Here is an 18082-nt window from a genome sequence, read left to right as displayed (position 1 = left end):
CCAGGTCGCGGGCCGTTTCTTCACTATGAAGTTACTCACGGGTAGGATCAACCCACCCTTAGCAACCGAACCGACTCACAAGCACTAGGCTCGGCTGCAAACCGGTTCGTCCTGCCCCCTGATGAGGAGCGCCTAGGCATGTTGCAGATCATCGCCATCGTCGTGTGTCTTGCGGCAACGGTGGCCACCGCCTACCTGGTGACCAAGGCGGTCCGGTCGATGCTCGCGGTAATCAAGATCGGCACGCCGATCAGCCGCGTCGACCAGCCGTTGGCCCGCACCCTGACGATGTTGAAAGAGACCGTCCTTCACACGCGCATGCTGCAGTGGACCTGGGTCGGCGTGCTCCACTGGTTCGCCTTCGCCGCGTTCCTGCTGCTCTCGACGGCGGTCGGGGCTGCGTACTTCCAGCTCTTCGACCCGGAATGGACGCTCCCGGTCATCGGACAGCTGTTCGTCTACGAGTGGCTCGCCGAGCTCCTCGGCCTGCTCGGCGCGCTGGGCATCATCCCGCTGATCATCTACCGGGTGACCCACCTGCCCTCGAAGATGGGCCGCGGCACGCGGTTCTTCGGCTCCACGCAGTGGCAGGCCTTCTTCGTCGAGGCGATGGTGCTGCTGGAGAGCGCGGCGATCCTGTTCATCCGCGGTGCGGAGTACAACCTCGCCAAGGCCCACGGCGGGGAGGTCGCCGAGCATGCCACCGCGTTCCACTTCCCGGTCTCGCAGTTCTTCGGCGCGCTCTACCCCACCGGCCCCGACGCGGTCCACACGCTCGAGAACATCATCTACTCGATCGCGGCCTTCAAGATCATCACCGCGCTGATCTGGCTGGCCGTCGTCTCCACCCACCTGACGATGGGTGTCGCCTGGCACCGCTTCACCGCCTGGTTCAACATCTGGTTCAAGCGCGATCCAGCGTCGCGTACGTCCGACATCGAGGGCGCCCGCCCGCTCGGCACCGCGCTCGGCGCGATCAAGCCGATGCTCATCGACGGCAAGCCGGTCACCCTCGAGGACGTCGAGGAGGACCGCATCCCCGAGGACGCGATCCTCGGCGTCGGCTCGATCCAGGACTTCTCCTGGAAGGGCATCCTCGACTTCACCACCTGCACCGAGTGTGGTCGCTGCCAGTCGCAGTGCCCTGCCTGGAACACGGAGAAGCCGCTCTCTCCCAAGCTGCTGATGATGGGCCTGCGTGAGCACGCCTACGCCGCCGCCGACGACTCGGACCTGAAGGAGCTGCCGCTCATCGGCAAGGCCGACGGCGCCCCGGCAGGCGCCGGGAGCAACACCGAGGTGCTCGACTGGTTCTACAACCCTGAGGACGGCGGCTTCGTCATCGACGAGGACGTCCTCTGGTCCTGCACCTCCTGTGGCGCCTGCGTCCAGCAGTGCCCTGTCGACATCGAGCACGTCGACCACATCATGGACATGCGCCGCTACCAGGTGCTCGTCGAATCGAACTTCCCCACCGAGCTCAACGGCCTCTTCAAGGGCCTCGAGGGCAAGGGCAACCCCTGGAACATGAACGCCAACGCGCGCATGGACTGGGCCAAGGACCTGCCCTTCGACGTCAAGGAGGTCGGCAAGGACATCGAGTCGCTGGAGGAGGTCGACTGGCTGTTCTGGGTCGGCTGCGCCGGCGCGTACGAGGACCGGGCCAAGAAGACCACCCGCGCCGTGGCCGAGCTGCTCGACATGGCCGGGGTCTCCTTCGGCGTGCTCGGCAACGGCGAGACCTGCACCGGCGACTCCGCCCGCCGTGCCGGCAACGAGTTCGTCTTCCAGGGCCTGGCTCAGCAGAACGTCGAGACGTTCAAGGAGTTCAAGGTCAAGAAGGCTGTCACCACCTGTGCTCACTGCTTCAACACGTTGAAGAACGAGTACAAGGAGTTCGGCATCGAGCTCGAGGTCGTCCACCACACCCAGCTGCTCAACCGGCTCGTACGCGAGGGCAAGCTGACTCCGATCGCGGACGGCGCCGGCGCCCACAAGCGCTCGATCACCTACCACGACCCGTGCTTCATCGGCCGCCACAACGGCGTCTACGAGCCGCCGCGGGAGCTGCTGCAGATCATGCCGGGCGCCGAGTTCAAGGAGATGCCCCGCAACTCCGAGCGCTCCTTCTGCTGTGGCGCCGGTGGCGCCCGGATGTGGATGGAGGAGAAGATCGGGTCGCGGATCAACGAGAACCGCACGGATGAGGCCGTCGCCACCGGCGCCGACCAGATCGCCGTCGGTTGCCCGTTCTGCCGCGTCATGCTCTCCGACGGTCTGACCAAGGCCCAGGCCAACGGTGCCGCACGCGAAGAGGTCGAGGTCCTCGACGTCGCGCAGATGCTGCTCGCGTCCGTGAAGGGCGAGCAGGCCACCAAGCTGGCCCCGGGCGACGGTGCGAAGGTCGGCGCTGCCGCCAAGGCCGCCCCGGCCGTCGAAGAGGCCGCTCCGGCCTCCGGTTCGGCCGCGGGCGGTGCTGCCGCCACTGCCGGCTCGTCGCTCTTCGACTCCCCGGCTGAGACCACCGAGACCCCGAAGGCTCCGTCCGACGCCTCCTCGCTCTTCGACACCCCCGCGCCGGCCGAGCCGGCCTCGGGAGGTACGTCGGGTGGCGGTTCGCTCTTCGACACCCCTGCTCCGGCCGCCGAGCCGGAGAAGCCTGCCTCCGGCGGATCGCTCTTCGACGACGGCGGGTCACTCTTCGACGCGCCCACAGAGACGACCGAGGAGTCCCCTGCCTCGAGCGGCTCGCTGTTCGACGTGCCGGCCGACAAGGCGGCCGACGAGCCCGCGGCCAAGCCCGCTGAAGAGCCTGCTGTCGACCTCGGGGCCGGCGGGTCGCTCTTCGACGTACCCGCTCAGCAGGAAGAGCCCGCTGCCGCGCCCGAGGCGAAGGCCGCACCCGCAGCCGAGCCCGAGGCACCTGCCTCGGCTCCGGAGCCGGCCGCCGAGGAGCCGAGCGTCGATCTCAGCGCGGGTGGCTCGCTCTTCGACATCCCGGCCGCCGAGCCCGAGCAGGCTCCGGCGAAGGCCCCCGAGGCCTCTGCTCCGGCCGAGGCTCCGGCTGCTCCGGCTCCAGCTCCCGCTCCGGCTGAGGCAGGTTCGGGAGTGACCTCGGAGCCGAAGTCCGACGTCGACTTCGACGGTCTCGGCTCGCTCTTCGACATCGAGGCTCCGGAAGGCTCGGTCACCGCCGCGGCTCCGGCCGCACCCGCTCCCGCCGAGGCCGCGCCCGTGGCCGAGGCTCCTGTGGAGACCGTGGCCGAGGCGGCACCCGTCGAGGACGCCGCAGTCGAGACGGAGACTCCGTCCGAGCCGGAGCCCGCCCCGGAGACCGAGCCGAAGGCAGAGCCTGAGGCAGAGGCCGCGCCGAAGCCGGCGCCGTCGGTGAGCGGTGAGGCACACACGCCGCGTACCGACGTCGACATCCACGAGACAGGGTCGCTCTTCGACCTCTGATCCCATCGCAGTCAGTCGGCTGCACCAGACGATGACGCCTTGTGAGTGATTCACAAGGCGTCATCGTCATTTGGCCGAGGCGTCACTCGCGTCGGCCGAGACGGCACCAGCGTGCCCACTCGACCGACGCACCTGACGTCTCGGCCGACCGGCGTGACGCTTCGGCAGCACACTGACATCACGTGATGTCAGGTTGGGGTTGCTATGACGTCATGATGATGTCATAGTGGTGCGTATGGACATCACGCCGTATATCGACAGCCTGCGACGAGACCTGCTGGCCGCGGCCGAGGCCTCCGGGCCGGAGGCGCGGGAGACCGCGGAGCGGCTCACCTACGCACTCGACCCGGCCGCGCGGCTCGCCGTGATGGAGGCGGTGAGCCAGGCAGCGGCCGAGATCACCGCGGAGCTGCCGACGGGCAACGTGGACGTACGCCTGCGAGGACGCGACCTGGAGTTCGGCGTCACGCTTCCGGAGCTCGCCGAACCTGTCGCCCCCGCCCCGCCGGCACCGCCCGCTCCCCCGGCCCCGCCGGAGCCCGAGACCGACGACACCCTCTCCCGGGTGACCCTCCGCATCCCGGAGTCACTCAAGGCGAAGGCCGAGGAGGCGGCGGCCGACGCGGGCCAGTCGCTCAACACCTGGCTGGTCGGCGCCGTGCGAGCGGCGACCCGCGACAACGCGGTCAACGTCGACGTCGACCTCTCTGCGATCCCACACATCGTCAACGAGGCGATGAGCAGCCTCGACCCCTTCCGCGGGAGCAACCGCGGCAGGTCCGACCGCCGGATGACCGGCTGGCTCTGACCTGAGCCCAAGACCAACCAACGGACGGCCGCCCGGCCGCTCCGGTAGATCAGCACACCCTGAGGAGCAGCATCATGAGCACGTACACCTTCATGTCCACCGCCCCGGCCAAGCTCTTCGTCGAGTTCGGCAAGGGCAACCTCGAGGTCCAGACGACCGACACCGACGAGACGACCGTCGAGGTCGACGGCGATGACGCCGAGAGTCTGGTCGTCGAGCAGAGCGGCGACACGATCAACGTCATCGACCCGCACAAGGGCCCGTTCAGCCGCTCGCGGCGCTACGACATCACCATCACGGCGCCGTCACGGAGCCAGCTGCGAGCTCGCACCGGAACCGCCGACATCGCCACGCAGGGCGTCCTCCGGGCAGCGTGGATCCAGACCGGCTCCGGCGACGTACGGATCGACCAGGTCGCCGAGGAGTTCCAGGTCGAGTCCGGCTCGGGAGACATCGAGGCCGACACTCTCGGCGGTCGCGCCTCGATCAAGTCCGGGTCAGGTGACATCCGGATCGGTACGGCACACGACCTGAACACCAAGACCGGATCCGGAACCGTGGAGATCGACGAGGTCGAGGGCGACGTGAGCCACTCGACCGGCGCCGGAGACTTCGCGATCCACTCGGTCAGCGCGGGGCGGATCTCGGTGAAGGGGGCCTCCTCCGACGTACGCATCGGAATCCCGAACGGCACCCCGGTGTGGACCGACGTCAACACCGTGACCGGCCGGTGCACCAGCACTGTCGAGAGCGCTGGCGCACCGGCCGCGGGTGAGCCCTACGTCGAGCTCCGCACCACCACGGTCAGCGGTGATGTCACTCTTGTCGGTCTGTGAACGGACCTACTCCTTGTCGCCGGGGTGAGGCGCGTCCGGCACGACCGGCTTGAGCACACCCCAGGCGATGAAGATCGCCCCGATGACGAGCAGGACGATGCCCGCCCAGAGGTTGGCGTTGGGCCCGCCGGTCTTCTCGACCTCCGGGTCGCCGAAGAGGCCCATCAGCAGCAGGATGACGCCGTAGATCGAGAGCAGGGCCCCGATCACGTTTCGGATGTCGAAGAGCGCCAGCAGCGTGCCGAGAAGCCCGCTGTTGGAGTCAGCCTCGTTGGGCTCAGCCTTGTTGGATTCGGTGGACATCTCAGCCTCCTTAGAAGATCACGTTCAAGATGATGACCATGACCAGCGCGACGCCTGCCAGGGGCACCGGCCGCGCGTACCACGGGCGGCCGGCGTCCTCGGCGTCGACCAGGTCCTCCTTGGGGGTCTCGGAGTAGACCAGACCCTTCAAGGAGCCCTCCGGTTTCGGCTTGGTCACCAGCGAGACGATCACGCTGACGATGATGTCGACGACGAAGGCCGCACCGGCAGCCACGAACGACGCCCCCTGGCCGGAGAGCGGCAGGACACCCACGGACAGCCCGCCGAGCGTGCCGTCGGAGAGAACGCCGACGAGCACTGCCGCCAAGGTGCCGGAGACCAGACCGGCCCAACCGGCGGTGGCGGTCATCCGCTTCCAGAACATACCCAGGATGAACGTCGCGAACAGCGGCGCATTGAAGAACCCGAACAGGGTCTGTAGGTAGTCCATGATGTTGGAGAAGTTGGACGCGAGCGCTGCGGTGAAGATCGCGATGGCGGTCGCCGAGACGGTGGCCCAGCGGCCCAGCCTGACGTAGAACTCGTCCGGCCGGTCCTTGATGATGTATTCCTGGATGAGGTCGAAGGAGACCACCGTGTTGAAGGCGGACACGTTGGCCGCCATCCCGGCCATGAACGCCGCCAGCAGACCGGCGAGCGCCAGGCCGAGGAGACCGTTGGGCAGAAGATCCCTCATCAGGAGGAGCAGCGAGTCGTTGTAGTTCACGTTGCCGCCCGCACCTCCCGCGATCTGTGCCTCTCCTCCGGATGCCTTGAAATCGGCCAGCTCCGTCACCAGGACCGCGGCGATCATGCCGGGCAGAATCGTGATGAACGGGACGAACATCTTCGGGAAGGCGCCGATGATCGGCGTCTTGCGGGCGGCGCTGATCGAGTCGGCGGCCATCGCCCGCTGGACCTCGACGAAGTTGGTCGTCCAGTAGCCGAACGAGAGCACGAACCCGAGACCGAACACGATGCCGACCACCGAGAGGATGTCGGAGGAGAAGCCGGTCAGCGCGGTGCCGGGCCAGGAGTTGAGCTGGCCGGCGGCCGACGCGACGGTGTCGGGGTTGGCGGCCGAGGCCGCCTCGATCTTCGAGGCGAGACCGTCCCACCCTCCGACGTTGTAGAGGCCGAGGATGGTCAGTGGCAACAGCGCGGCCACGATCACGAAGAACTGCAGCACCTCGTTGTAGATCGCCGCCTTCAGACCACCGAGGGTGATGTAGGACAGCACGATCAGCGCGGCCACGATCAGCGCGACCCACAGCGGCCAGCCGAGCAGCGCGTGCACGATGGAGCCGAGCAGGTAGAGGTTGATACCCGCGATCAGCAGCTGCGCCACCGCAAACGAGATCGCGTTGACCAGGTGGGCCCCGGTGCCGAAACGACGCTTCATGAACTCGGGGACCGAGCGCACTTTCGAGCCGTAGTAGAAGGGCATCATCACGACGCCCAGGAAGAGCATCGCCGGAACGGCGCCGATCCAGAAATAGTGGACGGTGGGTAGTCCGAGCTGTGCGCCCGTCGCCGACATACCCATGATCTCGACCGCGCCGAGGTTCGCTGAGATGAAGGCGAGGCCGGTGACCCACGCGGGCAGCGACCGGCCGGACAGGAAGAAGTCCACCGAGCTCGACATGCCGCGGCTGGCCAGGAAGCCGATTCCGAGGACGAATGCGAAGTAGATCGCGATCAGGAGATAGTCGACCGCGTTGGCCTGGATCAGGGTGTCCGCGGCCAGGATGCCTGTGTGCATTCCCAAGACCCTTCTATTTGATTGGGCGCACCAAACTTAACCCCGCGCCTGCCCGAGAATTGCGCTGGGTCAGCCCTTCATCGACACGCCTTCTCGCCAGTAGCCCATGAAAGCGACCTGCTTGCGCGGCATCTCGAGCTCGTTGACCAGGTGACGGCGCAGTGCGGTGACCATCCGCGACTCCCCGGCGATCCAGGCGTAGCGCCCGTCCTCGCCGTCGGCGGCCTTCGCTGGGCCGTTCTCGAGCGCCGCGACCTCCTCGCCGGAGGACGAGTAGATCGGGGTCTCCCAAAGGTCCGGGTCCTCGACCTCGACCGAGGTCACGTCCTCGGGCGTGGCGTCGAAGCCGAGCAGCCCGCCGACGGCGGCCAGGGCAGGACCACCCACCGGCGCTCCGTCGCGCGGCAGCCAGCTGACCTTCAGTCCCTCAGGAGCAGACACGCCCTGTACGTCGCCGGCGACCGGCACCTCCAGGAACGCCGATCCGGTCGCATCCGCAGGCAGGGACTCGATGATCGAGACGAGCGCCGGCACGGCCGTCTCGTCGCCGACGAGGAGCAGCCGGGTGGCATCGCCGGGAAGCCACTCGATGCCGCCGTACTCCTCACCGAGCTTCGGGCCGACGACCATGATCTCGTCCCCGGGGCCCGCCGCGACGGCCCAGTCGGAGCCGGGACCGTGCGCGCCGGGGTGCAGCACGAAGTCGACGTACAGACGCTTCTCGATGCCCTCCCCCGCGATCGAGCGGATCGTGTAGGTGCGCATCCGCGGGCGCTCCTCGTCGGGGAGGCCGAGCCACTCGGTGTACCAGTCGTCGGCGGAGAGCTCGGGCAGGACGCCCGAGGCGGCCGGGAAGAGGAGCTTGATGCGCTGGTCGCGGGAGGGACCATCGGTGCCGAAGTCGGCCAGGTCGTCGCCGACCAGCTCGATCCGGGCGAACGACGGCGAGAGGCGCTCCACCGAGCGCACCGAGACGCGGGCGAGGATGGGCATGTCAGGCTCCTTGGGCGTGGGGGCGAGCGGCGGGTCGGTGGTGGCGTCCGATGGGGACGACCATCGGTGTACCCGAGACGGGGTCGACGATGACCTGGGACTCCAGACCGAAGACTTGCTCGACGCGGTCGGCGGTGACCACCTCGGCTGGGGTGCCGGTGGCGGCGACCTTTCCGCAGCTCATCGCGATCAGGTGATCGGCATAGCGGGCGGCCAGATTGAGGTCGTGGAGCACCATCACGACGGTGGTGCCCCGGGTCTCCCGCAGACCGTGGAGCAGGTCGAGGAGATCGATCTGGTGGGCGACGTCGAGGAACGTGGTCGGCTCGTCGAGGAGCAGCAGGTCGGTCTGCTGGGCCAGCGCCATCGCCACCCAGACCCGCTGCCGCTGGCCACCGGAGAGCTCGTCGACGATCCGGTCGGCGAGTTCGAGCGTGTCGGTCAGCTCGAGCGCCTCCGCGACCGCCGCGTCGTCCTCGGGAGACCAGCGCTGCAGCGCGCCGCGGTGGGGCTGGCGTCCGCGGCCGACCAGGTCGACGACGGTGATCCCCTCGGGCGCGATCGGCGACTGCGGCATCAGACCGAGCGTCTTGGCCACCGCCTTCGTGGGCTGCTTGTGGACCGCCTTGCCGTCGAGCACGACCTGCCCGGACATCGGCTTCAGCAGTCGGGCCATCCCACGCAGGAGGGTGGACTTCCCGCAGCCGTTGGCGCCGACGATCACGGTGGTGAGCCCGTCGGGGATCTCCAGCGAGACTTCGTCGACGACGGGGTCTCCGCCGTAGCCGAGGCTCACGCTCTCCGCAGCGAGTCTCATCTGGCCCTCTTTCATGTCATCGCCTTCCAGCTCGCCCAGCGGCGAGCAACCACAAGAGGAACGGCGCCCCGAACGCACCGGTGACGACGCCTACCGGGAAGGAGACGCCTGGGACCGCATAGTCGGCGATGTAGTCGCCGGCCACCATCACGATGGCGCCGACCAGCGCAGCGCCGACCAGGGTCGTACGCCCGCCGTTGAGCGCCCGCGAGATCGGTCCGGACACGAACGCGACGAAGGCGACCGGCCCGGCTGCCGCGACGCCGAGCGCGGTGAGCAGGACCGCGAGGAGGAGCAGCAGGTCCGTACGCCGCCGGCTGACCCCCAGACCGGTGGCCACGTCCGGGCCGAGCTGGAGGACCTGCGCGGAGCGGGCGGTCCAGATCAGCGCCGGGACGAGCACGACGAGGAAGCCGAGCAGGATCCAGATGGTGGGCCAGGTGACGCCGTTGAGCGCGCCGGTGAGCCAACGCAGCACGAGCAGCGCGTCGAACTCGTTGGCACGGGTGAAGAGGTAGTGGACGACCGCGGTCATCGCGGCCGCGGCGGTGACCCCGACGAGGACGAGCCGGTAGCTGCCGTCTGAGCCGGCGACGAGCCGGACCGCCACCGCGATCGCGAGCGCGCCCAGGATCGCGGCGACGCTCAGGGCCAGGCCCTCGAGGTCGAGCACCACGATCGCGAAGACCGCCGACGCGCTGGCGCCGAGCGAGACTCCGACGATGTCGGGGCTGGCCAGCGGGTTGCGCAGGGTGCTCTGGAAGACCGCGCCGGCCGTGCCGAACGCGACTCCGACCAGCACCCCGAGGATCGCCCTCGGGAGCTTCTCCGACATCAGCAGGAAGGTGGCGCCGGGGATCTCGGCCCCGCCGAGGATGCGGAAGAAGTCGGGCACGGTGATGATGTAGTTGCCGAGCAGCACCCGGGCGACGAAGGCACCGAACAGCAGCGCCGCCAGGACACCGACGACGTAGGCATGGTGTCGACGCGGTGCCCGCCGGGCCGTGCGTACGACCTCGACGGACCGCTTGGGTTCGGCAGGTGCGGTGATGCTCACAGGCCCGCCATCCGTCCACGTCGCAGGAACCAGACGAACGCCGGTACGCCGACCACGGCCGTCATGATCCCGACCTGCACCTCGGTGGGCGGCAGCACCACCCGGCCGAGCGCGTCGGCGATGGCGGTCAGCGCGGCCCCGGCGGCGATCGAGAGGGGCAGCACCAGGGCGTAGCTGGGACCGACCAGGGCGCGTACGGCGTGCGGGACGACCAGGCCGACGAAGGCGACCGGGCCGACCAGAGCGGTGGCGGTGCCACAGAGGAGGACCACCGCGAGCCCGACGACCACGCGGTCCAGGCCGGTGCGGCGGCCGAGACCCTTGGCGAGGTCGTCGCCGAGCGCGAGCGCGTTCAGGACCGGGGCGCTCAACAGGGCCATCAGGGCACCCACGATCAGGAACGGGGCACAGATCGCGAGGTCACCCCAGTCGCTGCCGATGGTGCCGACCTGCCACTGCCGGAAGACCTCCAGCCCTTTGTGGTCGATCAGCAGGATGCCGCTGGTCCAGCTGGTCAGCGCCGCGGTCAGCGCGGCACCGGCCAGCACCAGCTTGGCGGGGGTGGCGCCGTCGCGGCCGATCGCGGCGATGCCGTGCACGAGGATCGCGGCCAGCGCCGAACCGACGAAGGCGGCCCACAGCAGCGAGTTCAGGCCCGTTGCGCCGACGTACACGAGCGCCACCACGACCGCGAAGGCCGCACCGGCGTTGAGCCCGAGCAGCCCTGGGTCGGCCAACGGGTTGCGGGTCACCCCCTGCAGGCAGGCGCCGCCGAGCGCGAGCGCGCCGCCGACCGCGAAGGCGGTCGCCGTACGGGCGATCCGGTTCTCCAAGATCGCGTTCCCGAAGCTGCCGTCGTCGAACAGTGCGCTGGGTGGCACCCATTCGGCGCCGAGCAGGATCGAGACGACCGCTGCGAGGGCCAGTGCTCCCAGGATCAGGCCGATCCCGGGAAGTCGCCGGCCCCGGGCGACCGCGGCAGCAGGCGCTGCCGGGTCGACCGGGGCGAGAGACGTGGGGGTGGTCAACGCGGCCGTCACTTCTCCGCGGTGACGTTGACCTTCCCGCCGTCGACCGCCTCGGCGATCGAGGGAACGAGCTCGTCGATGAAGTAAGGGATCGACAGGGTGCTCGCGGCGGAGAAGGTCAGAGACAGCGGCTGGTCGGTGATGTCGAGGTAGTGGCCGCTCTTGATCGCCGGGATCTGGCTGAGCAGCTTGTCCTGCTGCAGGGCCTCGAAGCTGCCCTCGGTGTAGCCGAGGTTGATCAGCACCTCCGACTCCAGCTGGGGAGCCTTCTCCGCGGAGACGTCGGCGTAGAACTGACCGGCCGGGACCAGCTCGTCAGCGACCGGAGCGAGCTTCATGCCGAGCTGGGTCAGCATCTGCGGACGGGCGTCGCCGGCACCGTACAGACCGATGGTGCCGAGCTTGGAGTTGTCCTGGACACCCGTGACCAGGTATTCGGCGCCGACGATCTGCGGGTGGTCCTTCTGGGCCTGGGCGATCGCGTCCTCGGTCTCCTTCTTGACCTCCTCGGACAGGGTGACCCGGCCGGTGGCGTTACCGACCATCTCCAGGGAGTCCTGCCAGGAGGTCAGCCACGGGGCGCCGGGGAAGGCGACGGTGGGGGCGATCTCACTGAGCTTCTTGTAGTCCTGCTTGGAGATGCCCGAGTTGGTCGCGAGGATCAGGTCAGGGGTCGCCTTGCTGATCTCGGTGAACGGGATGCTGGTGTCGGCGTTGTAGCGCACCGGCTGCTTGCCGCCGACCTCCTTCAGCTCGGCGTCGAACCAGTCGGTCGACTGCTGGTCGTTGCCACCCCAGGTGATCGCCTGAGCGGCGACCGGGACGACGCCCAGCGACAGCGCGACGTCGTGGTCGGACCAGCCGATGGTGGCGACCTTGGTCGGCTCCTCGGTGATCTCGGTGCTGCCGTAGGCATGCTCGACAGTGACAGGGAAGGCGCCCGAGTCGGCCTTCGATGCGGAGTCCGCGGAGCTGTCCGCGGAGTCGGTCGCGCCCGTGCTGCACGCAGCCAGGCCGGTGGCGGCGAGCACGACGCTCGCTGCGATGAGTACGGATCGACGGATCACGGGGAAACCACCTCGGGTTAGGCAATGCTTAGTTAGGACAGCCTAAACACATTTGGGTTCCCGCGAGGCATCGGCCCCCAGGGTTTGGGACGACGCAGCGGACGGTCAGGGCCTGACGAACGTCTCCCGCTCGGCCTCGACCCGCTCCCGGATCACGCAGTCGAGCGAGTGGTCGTTGATGATCCCCATCGACTGCATGAACGCGTACATCGTCGTCGGTCCGACGAACTTCCAGCCGCGCTTCTTGAGGTCCTTGGAGAGCCTGACCGAGGCGGGCGAGGTCGCCACCACCTCCGGGACCGTCAGCGGCTCGGGCTCGAAGCCCCAGACGTACGCAGCCAGCGACCCGTGCTCCTCGACGAGCGCGATCGCGCGCCGGGCGTTGTTGATCGTGGCCTCGATCTTCCCGCGATGACGGATGATCCTGGCGTCCTGCAGGAGACGCTCGACATCGCTCTCATCGAACCCGGCGACCAGGTGGTAGTCGAACCCCTCGAAGACCTCGCGGAACGCGGGCCGCTTGTTGAGGATCGTGCGCCACGACAGCCCGCTCTGGAACCCCTCGAGGCAGATCTTCTCGAAGAGCCGGACGTCGCCGCCGGCCGGGAAGCCCCACTCGGTGTCGTGGTACGCCAGGAACTCCGGCGCCCCTCCAGCCCACGCGCAACGCGTCTGACCGTCAGGGGCCAGGAACGGTGTCTCACTCATCCACCCGACCCTAGCCGCGACCACCGACAGTCAGATCTGGGTGCGGTGGAAGCTCTGGAAGCTGCGCGAGGCGGTCGGGCCGCGCTGACCCTGGTAACGGCTCCCGTACTTCTCCGAGCCGTAGGGGTTCTGCGCGGGCGAGGTGAGCTTGAAGAAGCAGTACTGCCCGATCTTCATGCCCGGGTAGAGCTTGATCGGCAGCGTCGCGACGTTGGCGAGCTCGAGCGTCACGTGGCCCGAGAAGCCCGGGTCGACGAAGCCGGCGGTGGCGTGGGTGAGCAGCCCGAGGCGCCCCAGCGACGACTTCCCCTCGACGCGCGCGGCGATGTCGTCGGGCAGGCTGACGGTCTCGTAGGTCGACCCGAGCACGAACTCACCGGGGTGCAGGATGAACGGCTCGTCGCCCTCGGTCTCGATCTGCCGGGTGAGCTCGGACTGGTCCACGGCCGGGTCGATCGTGGCGTACTTGTGGTTGTCGAAGACCCGGAAGAACCGGTCCAGACGTACGTCGATAGACGACGGCTGCAGCATCGACTCGTCCCACGGGTCGATGACGATCCGTCCATCGTGGATCTCGGTCAGGATGTCCTTGTCGCTCAGCAGCACGAGGCAAACCTAACGCAGCCGGGCGCCGGGAACGACGGCGCGACTTTCCCGACCACTTTTCACACCTGCTGGGGAGCGTGGGGTAACATTCCCGAGGCACCTGCGGACGTAGCTCAGTTGGTAGAGCGCAACCTTCCCAAGGTTGATGTCGCGAGTTCGAATCTCGTCGTCCGCTCCACGTAACACAGCAGATCAGCCCGCACTTTCGTCATCATCGACGTCAGTGCGGGTTTCTGTTTGGGCCTCAGATGCCCCCAAGCTGAGCGCTGTTGGGGTTCTGTGTGCCGAATTCACTGACGGATACCTGTGGGGGTGTTTCAATACCAGCGCGCCACACGTCGCGGGCGCGCCTCGACTTCGAAGGAAGACCCCCATGCCCCGCAAGTTCACGCTTGCTGCCGCCGCCCTCGCGTTTGGCGCAGCGACCCTGTCACTCGGTGGTTCCGCGCAGGCTGCGACCACCCCATCTGTCAATGTCACAAGCGCCTGCCAGGGCGGCGCTGGTGTCATCACCGTCGGTGCCCGGCGCTCGCCCACCGGTCGCACCATCGGAACGACCGTGATTCGTGACGTGAAGAGGTCCAACTGGTCCGGATTCACGATGGTCGGCAACGCCGAGCCATACGGTCCGTCGACTGAGCCAGCGACGCTCCACCCGGTCGACGGCGTCGTACGCGACACCACGAAGTCCACCCTCGCCTGGCCGAAGCCGGTCATGGGCATGTACTTCTCGGGCGACTACTCGGTCTTCTGCGTCGGACGTGTCGACCAGAACCCCTACCGAGTCATCGGAATGGGTTCGTCCTCCCAGATCACCGTCCGCCGCGACTCCGGCGTTGTCCGGGTCGAGGGCGAGGCGAACCGGCTCGGCAAGTACCGCCTCACCGTACGCCTGTGGACTCCGGCCGGCTTCCAGGAGAAGTCGAAGGTCGTCAACGTGGGCGTTGACACGAACATCGGCGAGTTCCGGCACCGCTTCACCGGCTTCCAGCGGACCAACAAGTTCACCAAGGCCGTACTGATCACAAAGAACCTCCGAAGTGGCAAGACCACCACGGTCACAGTGCGACGCACGTTCTGATCTTCAATACTGCTCGTGACCCCGTCGATCCGGCGGGGCCACGATGTCCAAGAAGGCTCAGGTCGTCGCCGTAACTGGATCACGCGCAGGCCCACGGATCCACGGCCGTACCGTTGGCACGGCCTCGATCGGCTCGCTTGCACGATCCAAGTGATGCAGCACACGATCGCCGTTGGTTTCGCGGTGCGTCCATTAAGATTGGGACTCTGTTTTCCAATCGATGTGTGAACGACGCGTAAAGGATCACTCGACATGCCCGCGGGCTCGACCAGCCGATTCACCGACGGACGAGTCCCCGACCACGGCATCGGAGACCTGTTCACCTACGAAGCGCGCCTGCAGGCGCGGCTCGACGTCGAGGCGGCGCTGGCCGGGGCCGAGGCGGCCGTGAAGGTGATCCCGGCGGAGGCCGGGGAGGCGATCGCCGAGGCGGCCGACCTGGACAAGCTCGACATGGACCGCATCGAGAAGGCCACCGCCGAGCACAGCCATCCGCTGACACCGCTGGTCGAAGAGCTCTGCCGGGTCGTCGGCGCGAAGCACGGTGGCTGGGTCCACTGGGGCGCCACGACGCAGAACATCACCCAGACCGCCGACCTGATCCTGCTGCACCAGGCGCACGACAAGATCCTCGACCTGCTCGGCGACCTGCTCCGCTCGCTGTCGAAGGTCGCCGAGGCCGGCGCCGAGGTGCCGATGCCGGGGCGTACGCACTCCCAGCACGCCGTCCCGATCACCTTCGGCTTCAAGGTCGCCATCTGGATCGACGAGATCGCCGCCCACGTCGACCGGCTCCGCTCGGTGGAGGACCGCGTCTTCCGGCTGCTCATGGGCGGCGCGGCCGGCACGATGGCCTCCTTCGGCTCCCATGCCCGCGCGATCGAGACCGAGACGGCCTCCCGGCTCGACATGGGCTCGATGCCGGTCCCGTCGCGCGCGATCAACGACGGCATGGTCGAGTGGGTCTCGATCCTCGGTCTGCTCGGCGGCACCGCCGGGAAGATCGGCAAGGACGTCTACTCGATGATGCAGCCCGAGTTCGGCGAGGCCTTCGAGCCGATCCCCGAGGGCACCATCGGCTCCTCGACGATGCCCCACAAGCGCAACCCTCAGCTCACCCTCGACGTCATCACCGCCGCCACCCAGCTGCGTGGACTCGTCGCCCCGGCGATGGAGTCGATGCTCCACGACCACGAGGCCAACGGCGCGATGACCGGCATCCTCGAGGACGCCGTCGCCCAGGCATCCCGCCTGGCCGGGGATGTGCTCGCCAGGCTCGTGGTCATCTTCACCGGCCTGACCTTCGACGAGGAGCGGATGCGCGCCAACCTCGCTCTGTCCGGCGGTCTCATCGGCTCCGAGTCGCTGATGCTCGAGCTCGGCGAGCGCATCGGCCGCCAGGTCGCCCACGACGTCGTCTTCGAGCTGGCCCAGCGTTCCGCGGTCGACGACATCGACTTCGCCTCGCTGCTCGCCGCCTCCCCCGAGGTCTCGGCCCACTTCAGCCGCGACGAGATCGACGGACTGCTCGACCCCGCCCGTCACCTCGGCGAGTCCGCCAACATCGCTCGCGCCATGGCCGAGCACGCCCGCCGGGTGGCGGACACCATCCAGATTCCGAGCGTTTAGCGAGAGCCGAACGCGCCTCGTAGGATCGGCAGCGTGGTATTTGAAGGTTTCCCTGTCGCTGCACTCGACTTCTACGACGACCTCGAGGTCGACAACACCAAGTCGTTCTGGGAGGCCCACAAGCACGTCTACAAGGAGTCGGTGCACGCGCCGATGAAGGCGCTCACTGACGACCTCGCCGAGGAGTTCGGCAGCGCCAAGATCTTCCGGCCCTACCGCGACGTACGTTTCTCGAAGGACAAGCTGCCCTACAAGACCCACCAGGGCGCGTTCGTCGCCGTGGCACCGCAGACGGGCTACTACGTCGAGGTCTCACCTCGCGGCATCCGCACCGGCGGCGGCTGCTACTGGTTCGAGCCACCCCGGTTGGCGGCCTTCCGCGACGCGATCGTCCACGACCATTACGGACCTGACCTGGAGAAGCGCCTCGCGGTCGCGGAGAAGAAGGGGTACGAGGTCACCGGCGACCGCCTCAAGACCGCACCCCGTGGCTTCGACAAGGAACATCCCAAGATCGAGCTCCTCCGCTACAAGTCGATCCACCTCGGCCGCACCATCGGCTTCGAGCCGATCATCCACACCCCCGACCTGGTCGACGAGGTGAAGAAGGACTGGCGGGCCGTACGTCCGCTGATCGAGTGGATCGCCGAGCACGCCATCGCCTGATTCCTGATGCGCGGCCATGCGATACCCACTACGGTGTGCGCCGTGCGTACCTCTCTATCCCTCGCCGGGGCGGCATCGCTCCTGATCCTCCCTGGCTTCGTACTGCTGACCAGCTCGAGCGGCGTGGCCGCCACCAGCTGCATCAGCAGGGCCGTGACCGTCGACCTGAACCACGGGGAGAAGCGGACGGATCCGGCAATCCGCGACGTCATTCTGGGTACGCCCGGCGCCGACTCGATCATTGCCGACTCCAACGACGTCGTCTGCGGCGGCTCGGGAGACGACCGGATCCGCGGCGGAAGCCGCGTGCTCGCCGACCCCGGGAACGACGAGATCCGGGGCAGCAACTGGGCCAACGGGGAGTCGGGCAACGACACGCTCCACGGAACGTCCGGCAACGACGAGCTCACCGGCGGCACTGGCGCCGACACCATCTATGGCGGCGGCGGGAGTGACACGATCGCTGGGCACTACATCTCCGGCCTCGACTCCGCTGCGGGAACCGACGGCGGCGACACTCTCTACGGCGGCAGCGGCCGGGACTTCCTCGAGGGCCAAGGAGGCAACGACCGCCTCTACGGCGAGGCCGGCTCAGATGCGCTGAGCGGCAACGGCGGCAACGACAAGATGTGGGGCGCATCTGGAGACGACACCCTCCGAGGCGGCACCGGTGACGACCGGATCTACGCGGCCGACGGCGCCGACGTCGTCGTCGGCGGCAGCGGCGCCGACCTCATCTACGGCAACGCCGGGCGGGACAGCCTCCACGGCATGTCCGGAAACGACCGCATCTACGGTGGTTCGGGTCGCGACTGGCTCAAGGGCTTCAGCGGTGCCGACTACCTGGCCGCCGGTCCCGACGGCGACTCGCTCGTCGGCGGAGACGGCCGTGATCGACTTCTCGGGGGCGGCGGGAACGACCGGCTCAACGGTGGTCGGCTCGCCGATGTCGTGAGGGGCGGGGCCGGCACTGATCAGTGCGCCTCCGAGCCCGGCGCCGGCGTGACGTACTCCTGCCTGGCCACGCGCCACCTGCCGACCGGCCCGCCGATCGGCGGCGCCACTTACTGGAGCCCCTGACCAACAGCGATACGAGATAGTCGTCAGGGCTTGGTGAAGCTCGCCATCGTGCGCTCGGGCTCCCAGAAGGCCTTCATGGAGGCGATGCGGCCCTCGTCGTTGACGGTGTAGACCATGATCAGCTCGGTGGTGGTGTAGCTGCCGTCGGGGAAGCTGGTCTTGATCTTGCCGATGTTGGCGCA

General features: G+C 68.2%; 16 protein-coding genes and 1 tRNA gene. 8 read left to right on the top strand and 9 right to left on the bottom strand.

The features are described 5' to 3' along the window. Window positions 1-138: 138 nt before the first annotated feature. The 3 genes from H5T77_RS22970 to H5T77_RS22960 all read left to right on the top strand — a co-directional run bounded on the left by H5T77_RS22970 (window position 139) and on the right by H5T77_RS22960 (window position 5103). Window positions 139-3459, top strand: coding sequence for a (Fe-S)-binding protein (locus tag H5T77_RS22970; RefSeq protein ID WP_292652928.1), 3321 nt, complete (start codon window positions 139-141; stop codon window positions 3457-3459). Window positions 3460-3694: 235 nt separating this feature from the next. After that, entirely contained in the window at window positions 3695-4267 is a 573-nt protein-coding gene (locus tag H5T77_RS22965) for a toxin-antitoxin system HicB family antitoxin (RefSeq protein ID WP_292652927.1), read from the top strand. A gap of 74 nt (window positions 4268-4341) precedes the next feature. Further along, on the top strand, window positions 4342-5103 hold the full coding sequence (locus H5T77_RS22960) for a DUF4097 family beta strand repeat-containing protein (protein WP_292652926.1): 762 nt from the start codon (window positions 4342-4344) through the stop codon (window positions 5101-5103). Between the two features lie 6 nt (window positions 5104-5109). On the opposite strand, the gene H5T77_RS22955 is transcribed toward H5T77_RS22960, so the two are convergent. The 9 genes from H5T77_RS22955 to dcd form a co-directional block, all read right to left on the bottom strand. Further along, a complete protein-coding gene (locus tag H5T77_RS22955) occupies window positions 5110-5406 on the bottom strand; it encodes a hypothetical protein (RefSeq protein WP_472850365.1) in 297 nt (98 codons plus the stop codon). Between the two features lie 10 nt (window positions 5407-5416). After that, window positions 5417-7153 carry a sodium:solute symporter family protein gene (locus H5T77_RS22950; RefSeq protein WP_292652929.1) on the bottom strand — a complete coding sequence of 579 codons (1737 nt, stop codon included), beginning with the start codon at window positions 7151-7153 and terminating at the stop codon, window positions 5417-5419. 84 nt (window positions 7154-7237) lie between these two features. Then, a complete protein-coding gene (locus tag H5T77_RS22945; RefSeq protein ID WP_292652925.1) occupies window positions 7238-8161 on the bottom strand; it encodes a siderophore-interacting protein in 924 nt (307 codons plus the stop codon). A 1-nt stretch (window position 8162) separates the two neighbouring features. Then, a complete protein-coding gene (locus H5T77_RS22940; protein WP_292652924.1) occupies window positions 8163-8978 on the bottom strand; it encodes an ABC transporter ATP-binding protein in 816 nt (271 codons plus the stop codon). 16 nt (window positions 8979-8994) lie between these two features. Next, the gene (locus H5T77_RS22935) at window positions 8995-10035 is read right to left on the bottom strand and encodes a FecCD family ABC transporter permease (RefSeq protein WP_292652923.1); all 1041 of its coding nucleotides are present in this window, start codon (window positions 10033-10035) and stop codon (window positions 8995-8997) included. Continuing rightward, complete coding sequence (locus tag H5T77_RS22930; protein WP_292652922.1) at window positions 10032-11063, bottom strand: FecCD family ABC transporter permease; 1032 nt, start codon at window positions 11061-11063, stop codon at window positions 10032-10034. Before H5T77_RS22930 ends, H5T77_RS22935 begins: the two co-directional genes overlap by 4 nt. A gap of 8 nt (window positions 11064-11071) precedes the next feature. Continuing rightward, window positions 11072-12130, bottom strand: a complete 1059-nt coding sequence (locus H5T77_RS22925; RefSeq protein WP_292652921.1) for an ABC transporter substrate-binding protein — start codon at window positions 12128-12130, stop codon at window positions 11072-11074. Between the two features lie 105 nt (window positions 12131-12235). Then, a complete protein-coding gene (locus H5T77_RS22920; RefSeq protein ID WP_292652920.1) occupies window positions 12236-12838 on the bottom strand; it encodes a DNA-3-methyladenine glycosylase I in 603 nt (200 codons plus the stop codon). 30 nt (window positions 12839-12868) lie between these two features. Further along, window positions 12869-13444, bottom strand: coding sequence for a dCTP deaminase (gene dcd / locus H5T77_RS22915; RefSeq protein ID WP_292652919.1), 576 nt, complete (start codon window positions 13442-13444; stop codon window positions 12869-12871). A gap of 102 nt (window positions 13445-13546) precedes the next feature. On the opposite strand from dcd, the gene H5T77_RS22910 reads away from it, so the two are divergent. From H5T77_RS22910 to H5T77_RS22890, 5 genes are all read left to right on the top strand, one after another. After that, window positions 13547-13622: transfer RNA gene (locus H5T77_RS22910), tRNA-Gly, on the top strand. 195 nt (window positions 13623-13817) lie between these two features. After that, window positions 13818-14525 (top strand): hypothetical protein, encoded by a 708-nt coding sequence (locus tag H5T77_RS22905; RefSeq protein WP_292652918.1) that lies wholly within the window; start codon window positions 13818-13820, stop codon window positions 14523-14525. Window positions 14526-14777: 252 nt separating this feature from the next. After that, window positions 14778-16154, top strand: a complete 1377-nt coding sequence (locus H5T77_RS22900; RefSeq protein WP_292652917.1) for a class-II fumarase/aspartase family protein — start codon at window positions 14778-14780, stop codon at window positions 16152-16154. 33 nt (window positions 16155-16187) lie between these two features. Then, window positions 16188-16820, top strand: a complete 633-nt coding sequence (locus H5T77_RS22895) for a DUF2461 domain-containing protein (RefSeq protein WP_292652916.1) — start codon at window positions 16188-16190, stop codon at window positions 16818-16820. A gap of 42 nt (window positions 16821-16862) precedes the next feature. Beyond that, window positions 16863-17900, top strand: a complete 1038-nt coding sequence (locus tag H5T77_RS22890; RefSeq protein ID WP_292652915.1) for a calcium-binding protein — start codon at window positions 16863-16865, stop codon at window positions 17898-17900. Window positions 17901-18082: the final 182 nt, after the last annotated feature.

The sequence above is a fragment of the Nocardioides sp. genome (genome assembly GCF_014360585.1).
Classification (GTDB): domain Bacteria; phylum Actinomycetota; class Actinomycetes; order Propionibacteriales; family Nocardioidaceae; genus Nocardioides.
The sequence above is the reverse complement of the archived record's forward strand: the minus strand, read 5'-3'. Positions and strand labels throughout refer to the sequence as shown.

Coding starts and splice junctions, on each gene's coding strand:
- H5T77_RS22970 (WP_292652928.1), top strand. CDS start 139: ATGTTGCAGATCATCGCCATCGTCGTGTGTCTTGCGGCAACGGTGGCC.
- H5T77_RS22900 (WP_292652917.1), top strand. CDS start 14,778: ATGCCCGCGGGCTCGACCAGCCGATTCACCGACGGACGAGTCCCCGAC.
- H5T77_RS22955 (WP_472850365.1), bottom strand. CDS start 5,406: ATGTCCACCGAATCCAACAAGGCTGAGCCCAACGAGGCTGACTCCAAC.
- H5T77_RS22945 (WP_292652925.1), bottom strand. CDS start 8,161: ATGCCCATCCTCGCCCGCGTCTCGGTGCGCTCGGTGGAGCGCCTCTCG.
- H5T77_RS22905 (WP_292652918.1), top strand. CDS start 13,818: ATGCCCCGCAAGTTCACGCTTGCTGCCGCCGCCCTCGCGTTTGGCGCA.
- H5T77_RS22920 (WP_292652920.1), bottom strand. CDS start 12,838: ATGAGTGAGACACCGTTCCTGGCCCCTGACGGTCAGACGCGTTGCGCG.
- H5T77_RS22965 (WP_292652927.1), top strand. CDS start 3,695: ATGGACATCACGCCGTATATCGACAGCCTGCGACGAGACCTGCTGGCC.
- H5T77_RS22960 (WP_292652926.1), top strand. CDS start 4,342: ATGAGCACGTACACCTTCATGTCCACCGCCCCGGCCAAGCTCTTCGTC.
- H5T77_RS22940 (WP_292652924.1), bottom strand. CDS start 8,978: ATGAGACTCGCTGCGGAGAGCGTGAGCCTCGGCTACGGCGGAGACCCC.